Origin of the sequence: Actinoallomurus acaciae, from assembly GCF_042429965.1 — a bacterium.
Taxonomy (GTDB): domain Bacteria; phylum Actinomycetota; class Actinomycetes; order Streptosporangiales; family Streptosporangiaceae; genus Actinoallomurus; species Actinoallomurus acaciae.
Window position 1 is genome coordinate 25,480 of record NZ_JBHLZP010000255.1, and the last position, 5,958, is coordinate 31,437.

General features: G+C 71.0%; 8 protein-coding genes. 2 read left to right on the forward strand and 6 right to left on the reverse strand.

Features of this window, described 5'->3' with window-relative positions; genetic code table 11:
• Positions 1–144 precede the first annotated feature (144 nt).
• Positions 145–936 (forward strand): isoprenyl transferase, encoded by a 792-nt coding sequence (locus tag ACFFNX_RS28755; RefSeq protein WP_378208774.1) that lies wholly within the window; start codon positions 145–147, stop codon positions 934–936.
• Here ACFFNX_RS28755 and ACFFNX_RS28760 read toward each other — a convergent pair.
• The 3 genes from ACFFNX_RS28760 to ACFFNX_RS28770 form a co-directional block, all read right to left on the reverse strand.
• On the reverse strand, positions 929–1,597 hold the full coding sequence (locus tag ACFFNX_RS28760) for a TetR/AcrR family transcriptional regulator (protein WP_378208776.1): 669 nt from the start codon (positions 1,595–1,597) through the stop codon (positions 929–931). The two genes, ACFFNX_RS28755 and ACFFNX_RS28760, sit on opposite strands and share 8 nt — an antisense overlap.
• Positions 1,598–1,629: 32 nt before the next feature.
• Positions 1,630–2,079 carry a hypothetical protein gene (locus ACFFNX_RS28765; RefSeq protein WP_378208778.1) on the reverse strand — a complete coding sequence of 150 codons (450 nt, stop codon included), beginning with the start codon at positions 2,077–2,079 and terminating at the stop codon, positions 1,630–1,632.
• A gap of 756 nt (positions 2,080–2,835) precedes the next feature.
• On the reverse strand, positions 2,836–3,471 hold the full coding sequence (locus tag ACFFNX_RS28770) for a TetR/AcrR family transcriptional regulator (protein ID WP_378208779.1): 636 nt from the start codon (positions 3,469–3,471) through the stop codon (positions 2,836–2,838).
• 98 nt (positions 3,472–3,569) lie between these two features.
• Here ACFFNX_RS28770 and ACFFNX_RS28775 point away from each other — a divergent pair, with 98 nt between their 5' ends.
• On the forward strand, positions 3,570–4,295 hold the full coding sequence (locus ACFFNX_RS28775) for an SDR family NAD(P)-dependent oxidoreductase (RefSeq protein WP_378208781.1): 726 nt from the start codon (positions 3,570–3,572) through the stop codon (positions 4,293–4,295).
• A 30-nt stretch (positions 4,296–4,325) separates the two neighbouring features.
• Here ACFFNX_RS28775 and ACFFNX_RS28780 read toward each other — a convergent pair whose 3' ends face one another.
• The 3 genes from ACFFNX_RS28780 to ACFFNX_RS28790 all read right to left on the reverse strand — a co-directional run.
• Positions 4,326–4,694, reverse strand: coding sequence for a Fur family transcriptional regulator (locus tag ACFFNX_RS28780; RefSeq protein ID WP_378208783.1), 369 nt, complete (start codon positions 4,692–4,694; stop codon positions 4,326–4,328).
• Positions 4,695–4,725: 31 nt separating this feature from the next.
• Positions 4,726–5,547, reverse strand: coding sequence for a metal ABC transporter permease (locus tag ACFFNX_RS28785; protein ID WP_378208785.1), 822 nt, complete (start codon positions 5,545–5,547; stop codon positions 4,726–4,728).
• The coding region (locus tag ACFFNX_RS28790) for an ATP-binding cassette domain-containing protein (protein ID WP_378208787.1) at positions 5,544–5,958 on the reverse strand (415 nt) is incomplete at its 5' end. The genes ACFFNX_RS28785 and ACFFNX_RS28790, both read right to left, overlap by 4 nt.

The window sequence follows — 5,958 nt, forward strand, 5'->3', positions numbered from 1 at the left end:
GAGGCGCCGAGCGAACGGAGTGCCCGGCTGAGGGACGAAGCCGGGCGCGGAGTGAGTGAGAAGCCGAGTGCGACCGGCGGGCCCGAGCGTGAGGCGTCGCTGTGGAACGCCGCCGTTGAAATTGAATAGGAGAAACACCACATCATGAGGGTCGTACAGCCGCCGGATCCGCACGAGAGCGGAGCACGACCGCCGGAGCTGCCCAAAGAGCTGATCCCCAATCACGTGGCCATCGTCATGGACGGCAACGGTCGCTGGGCCAAAGAGCGCGGGCTGCCGCGCACCGAGGGCCACAAGATGGGGGAGTATGCCCTCTTCGACGTGATCATGGGCGCGATCGAGCTGGGGGTGCCGTACCTGTCGGCGTACGCGTTCTCCACCGAGAACTGGCGGCGTTCGCCGGACGAGGTGCGCTTCCTGATGGGGTTCAACCGCGACGTCATCCGGCGCCGCCGCGACCAGCTCCACTCGATGGGCGTACGGGTGCGGTGGGCGGGCCGGCGGCCGAAGCTGTGGCGCAGCGTCATCAAGGAGCTCGAGGACGCCGAGCGGATGACCGAGCACAACGACGTTCTGACCCTGCAGTTCTGCGTGAACTACGGCGGCCGGGCCGAGATCGCCGACGCGGCGGCGGCGATCGCCCGCGACGTGCAGGCCGGCAGGCTGCGGGCCGACAAGATCAACGAGAAGGTCTTCCAGCGTTACCTCTACCGGCCCGAGGTGCCCGAGGTCGACCTGTTCCTGCGGCCCTCGGGGGAGCTGCGCAGCTCCAACTTCATGGTCTGGCAATCGGCGTACGCGGAGTTCGTCTACCAGGACGTGCTCTGGCCGGACTACGACCGCCGGAACTTCTGGCAGGCGTGCGTGGAGTTCGCCCGCCGCGACCGGAGGTTCGGGGGAGCGATCCCCAACGAGGTCGCCGCGGGGGTCAAGTAGCCCGGAGCGGACGTACGGGCTCGCCGGGCGGGTCGCCGGCCGGCAGGCCGTACATCGTCAGCAGGCGGTGCCGGACGGCGGCGAGCGGATACGTCTCGGGATAGACCGCGAGCTTGAAGATGACGCCTTCGAGCACGCTGCGGAACAGCACCTCCTCCAGCGCGGGGTCCTCGGCCCCGCGCGCGGCGAAGATCTCCTGGAGTCGGCGTTCGAACTCCTCGACCGCGTCGGACTTGGCGGCCTCGACGCCGACGAAGATCTCACGCGTGCCGGGCTGGAGCATGAGGCAGAGCACGAGCCGCTGTACGCCGACGGTGTTCGCGGCCGACTCCAGCGTGCGGCCGATGACGCCGGCGAGCCGCAGATCGGGGGTGTCCTCGCCCTCGGCCGGGTCGGTCAGGGCGAGGATGCCGTCGAGCGCCTGGCCGAGCAGCGTCTGGAGCAGCTTCTCCTTGGCCGGGAAATAGTACGAGACCAGGCCGCGGGCGACACCGGCCCGCTCGGCGATCTGGGCGATGGTGGTGCCCTCGTACCCGCGCTCGGCGAATGCCATCAGGGCCGCTTCCAGGATCCGTTGCTGTGACTGTGCACGCATTTCACGGTTGACCTGAGCCGAACGTGGCGACAAGCGAACCCCCGACAGATCGATGACCGATCCCATTGTCCTCGCCTGCCGCCACGAAAGCGCACCGGTCAGGCCCGGACCCGGCCGTTGATGGCGCCGACGACGTTGTTGACGCCGCCCTTGTCGGCCGACTCCAGCTCCAGGTCGACGCCGCCCTGGAACGTGATCGCGAAGTTGTGCACCTTGACGGACACCTGGGCGCGGCCGGACTGCAGCGTCCGCGCCTCGGCGACCTGGGCGATCGGGATCTCGGCGACGAGGTCCTTGGCCCGGCCGAGCGCCGACTGCTCGAACAGCAGCACCCGCCGGTCGGTGACCGCGAGGTTCATCTTGGGCGGCAGCCCGCCGTCCGCCGCCACGTCCACGAACCGGATGCCGACGACGTTCTGCAGCGCCGCATAGTACCCCTCGCGCTTCAGCGTGCCCGGGAGGTTGGCCATGCAGCTCGCCACGAGCCTCTCGTCGGGGCCGAGGATCTTCGAAGCGGCCTTCTTGACGGCCCAGTCGCGTGCGGCCATGAGTGTGCTCCATTCGTTGAGGGAGCGTTGACTGTACAGCCAGCCAGTCATTGTCCGCCAGCGGGATCCGAGGATTGGGACGCACCGCCCTCGCTCAGTCGCCGCGGACGTGCTCGCCGCGTGCGGCGAGCTCTCGGTGGAGGTCGCTCAGCCGGAGTCCAGCGCCCGTCGGCAGACGCCCAGGCGGATGCCGTCGGCCCGGTCCACGAGCCCGGCGGCACGGCGGAGGTGGTCCAGAGGCGTGCCGTTCAGCTCGCGCACCGCCCCGCGCGACCGCGTCCCGGCCTCCGTCGGCCCGCGTCGCGCGGGACAGGCGACGAATATTGATACCTCGCCGGGAGGCGTGTGCTGCTCCGGGCTCTCATCGCATCACCCGCGTCGCCCGGCGGCCGCGGACTTCGGGTTCGAATGACCGCGTGGGGAATTCTCCGGCCGGAACGCGTGTTGCGATCGGCGGAAGACCACCTGCTCGCGGACGGCGGAAATGGTCGGCGCAACACGCCCCCCAATGACAGGGTGACCGTTGGTGACGTGCGACAATAAGGTGTAATCCTTCCGGCTCAACCTCGCTGGATATCGCCATGTCTCAACTGCGTCGTGTTTTCGCTCGCATCCGTCGTCAGCCCGTCCCGGTACAGCCGTGGACCTACCGGCGTGTCGCCACTCCGGAAGAGATCGAGAGGCTGACGAAGGACGATCTGCGCCCTGCCGCATGATCGCCTGACCGTTCGACCGGGGCCGGGACGCCATCGTGCGTCACCGGCCTCGTACGATCTTCTCCAGCTGGCCGTCCGTCAGGGGCGGGACCGCGATCGGGCGGGCCGCGTCGGCGCGCAACCCGTCGACGACGAAGGCCAGATGGCGGCGCCACGCCTCCGGAGCGACCTCCATCGACTCCCGGATCACCTGGGATATCGCCCACATGAGGGTGACGAGGTCGCGCGTGTCGAAGTCGGGGCGCAGCCGCCCGCTCCGCCGCGCCCGCTCGATGATGAGGTCCGCCTGGGCGAACCCGCTCCGGCACGCCGCGCCGACCGCCGAGTCGTCGGGGAACCGCCGGGCGAGCGCGTCGTTGAGCCCGTGGTCGCGTGCCTGGAGCTCGAACACGCCGTCCAGGAACCGGACGAGACCGTCCCAGGGATCCGGGTCGGCGAGGGCTTCGACGGCGATCTGCTCCAGGGCCGCGAGCCGCTCGGGCACGACCGCGTCGATGAGGTCCTGTCGCGTCGGGAAGTGGTTGTAGAGCGTGCCGATGCTGACCTTGGCCCGGCGGGCGATCTCCTCCAGCGGCGCGTCCAGACCGCGTTCGCCGAAGACCTGAACGGCACAGGTCAGCAGCTTGTCGCGGTTGCGTACGGCGTCCGCCCGTAGGTGCCTGGCGTGCGGCGGCATGTCGGTGTTCGCCCTCTAACTCGAAGGTTGCCTCAACTTCCATGGTAGCGTTCCAAGAAAGTTGAGGGTTGCCTCAAGTTCTTGGAAGGGGATGCGCCATGAAGAAGACGGCCGTCGTTCTCGGCGTGGGGCCGGGTCTGGGAATGTCCATCGCGCACCGGTTCGGCCGGGAGGGCTACGCCGTGGCCCTGGTGTCCCGCAGCGACACGCGGCACGGCGGTTACCTCGCCGCCCTGGCGGACGCGGGGATCGAGGCGTCCGCGCTGACCGCCGACCTCCGCGACCGGGACCGCCTCCGGTCCGTGCTCGACGCGATCGCGGACCGCCACGGGAGCGTCGACGTGGTCTACTACGGCCCGGGCGCGGCCGACCCGTCGGCCCGGCCGGTGCCGATCGACCGGATCGACTCCGACGCCGTACGGGAGTCGATGAGCCTCGTGTACCCCGCCGTCGACGCGGTGGAGAAGGTGCTGCCCGCCATGATCGAGCGGGGCGACGGAGGGCTGCTGTTCGCCGGCGGCCTGAGCGCGGTGGCGCCGCTACCGGCCCTGGGCGCCCTGGCGCTCGCCTCGGCGGCCCTGCGCAACTACGCGATCACCCTGCACGCCGCCCTGGCCGGCAGCGGGGTCTACGCGGGCACCCTGACCATCGGAGGCCTGATCGAACGCGGCGACATCCACGCGCTGGTGACATCACGGCCGGACGGTCTCGGCGAGGTCCCGTCGCTGGACCCGGACCTGATCGCCGACGAGGCCTGGCGCCTCTACACCGGCCGCGACCGTGCCGAAGCCACGTTCGACCTCCTGACCAAGCCCGGGACCTGACTCCCGGCGGTCTCGGCCCTCCGGCCGGGGTCAGTGCTCCGCGCAGGTGCCGAAGACCTCGACCGTGTGGGTGACGTCGCGGAACCCGTGTTCGGCGCCGATCGCCTCGGCCCACTTCTCCACCGCCGGGCCCTCGATCTCCACCGTACGGCCGCAGACGCGGCAGACCAGGTGGTGATGGTGCTCGTCCGTCCGGCACGCCCGGTAGACCGCTTCGCCCTCGTCGGTGCGCAGCACGTCCACCTCGCCGGCGTCGCTGAGCACCTGAAGCGCGCGGTACACCGTGGTCAGGCCGATGCGTGAGCCCGACGCCCGCAGGCCGGCGTAGATGTCCTGCGCGCTGCGGAAGCCCTCCGTCGTGGACAGCGCGCGGCGAACGTCGTCTCTCCGCCCCGTCATGAGCCCTCCCGTACGGGAGGGGGTGACCAGGTCATGGCGTTTCCGTGCGGCGCATACGGATCAGTCTTCCAGCCCCGACGGCGGCTAGGAAGACGGCCATCGCCAGGAGGACGATCGTGGGGCCCGGGGCGATGTCGACGTCCACCGACACCCACAGGCCGCCGACGGCGGCCACGACGCCGACCACGACGGCCAGCCCGATCGTCGCCCGGAATCCGCGGGTGAGCTGCTGCGCGGCGGCGACCGGCACCACCATCAGCGCGCTGACCAGCAGCAGGCCGACCGCGCGCATCGCCACCACCACCGTCAGCGCGGCCGTCACCGCGATCAGCAGCGACAGGAACCGCACCGGCAGGCCGCTCGCCCGCGCGACCTCCTCGTCCTGGCACAGCACGAACAGCTCCCGGCCGAAGACGGCCAGGATGACGACGACCGCGACGGCCAAGCCCGCCACGACCCACAGGTCACCGGGGCTGACGCTGCTGATCGACCCGAACAGGTAGCTGTTGAGGTTCGCGCTGCCGCCGGACAGGTTGGCGAACAGCACGCCGCCGGCCAGCCCACCGTAGAACAGCAGCGCGAGCGCCACGTCGCCGCCGGTGCGCGTGCGCACCCGCAGCAGCTCGATCGCGACCGCGCCCAGCGCGGAGACGACCAGCGCCAGGATCGTCGGGGAGCTGCGTGTCAGCAGGCCGAGGCCGACACCCGTGAGGGCGATGTGGCCGATGCCGTCGCCGAGCAGCGCCAGCCGCCGCTGCACGATGAACGTGCCGACGGCCGGGGCGGCGATGCCGACGAGCACGGCCGCGACCAGCGCGCGGCGCAGGAAGTCGTACGACAGGAGTTCGATCATGACAGGAGCCGGGGTTCGGACGCGGAGGCGTGCGGGTGGACGTGGTCGTGGCCGGGCCGCGCGCACTCGCCCTGCGGGACCGGCGGCATGCCTTCGTGCACGATCAGGCCCGCCTCGAGCACGACCGACCGGGTGATCAGCGGCTCCAGCGGCCCGAGCTCGTGCGCGACGAGCACGACCGTACGGCCCTGTCCGACGAGCTCGCGCAGGGTGCCGGCCAGGGTCTCCTGGCTGCGGGCGTCGACGCCGGCCGTCGGCTCGTCCATGACGAACGCGTCCGGCTCGCCGGCCAGGGCGCGGGCGATGAGCACACGCTGCTGCTGGCCGCCGGACAGCTCCTGGGCGGGGTCGCGGGCCCGTTCGGCCATGCCGACGGCGGTCAGCGCTTGGTCCACCGCGCGCCGGTCGGCG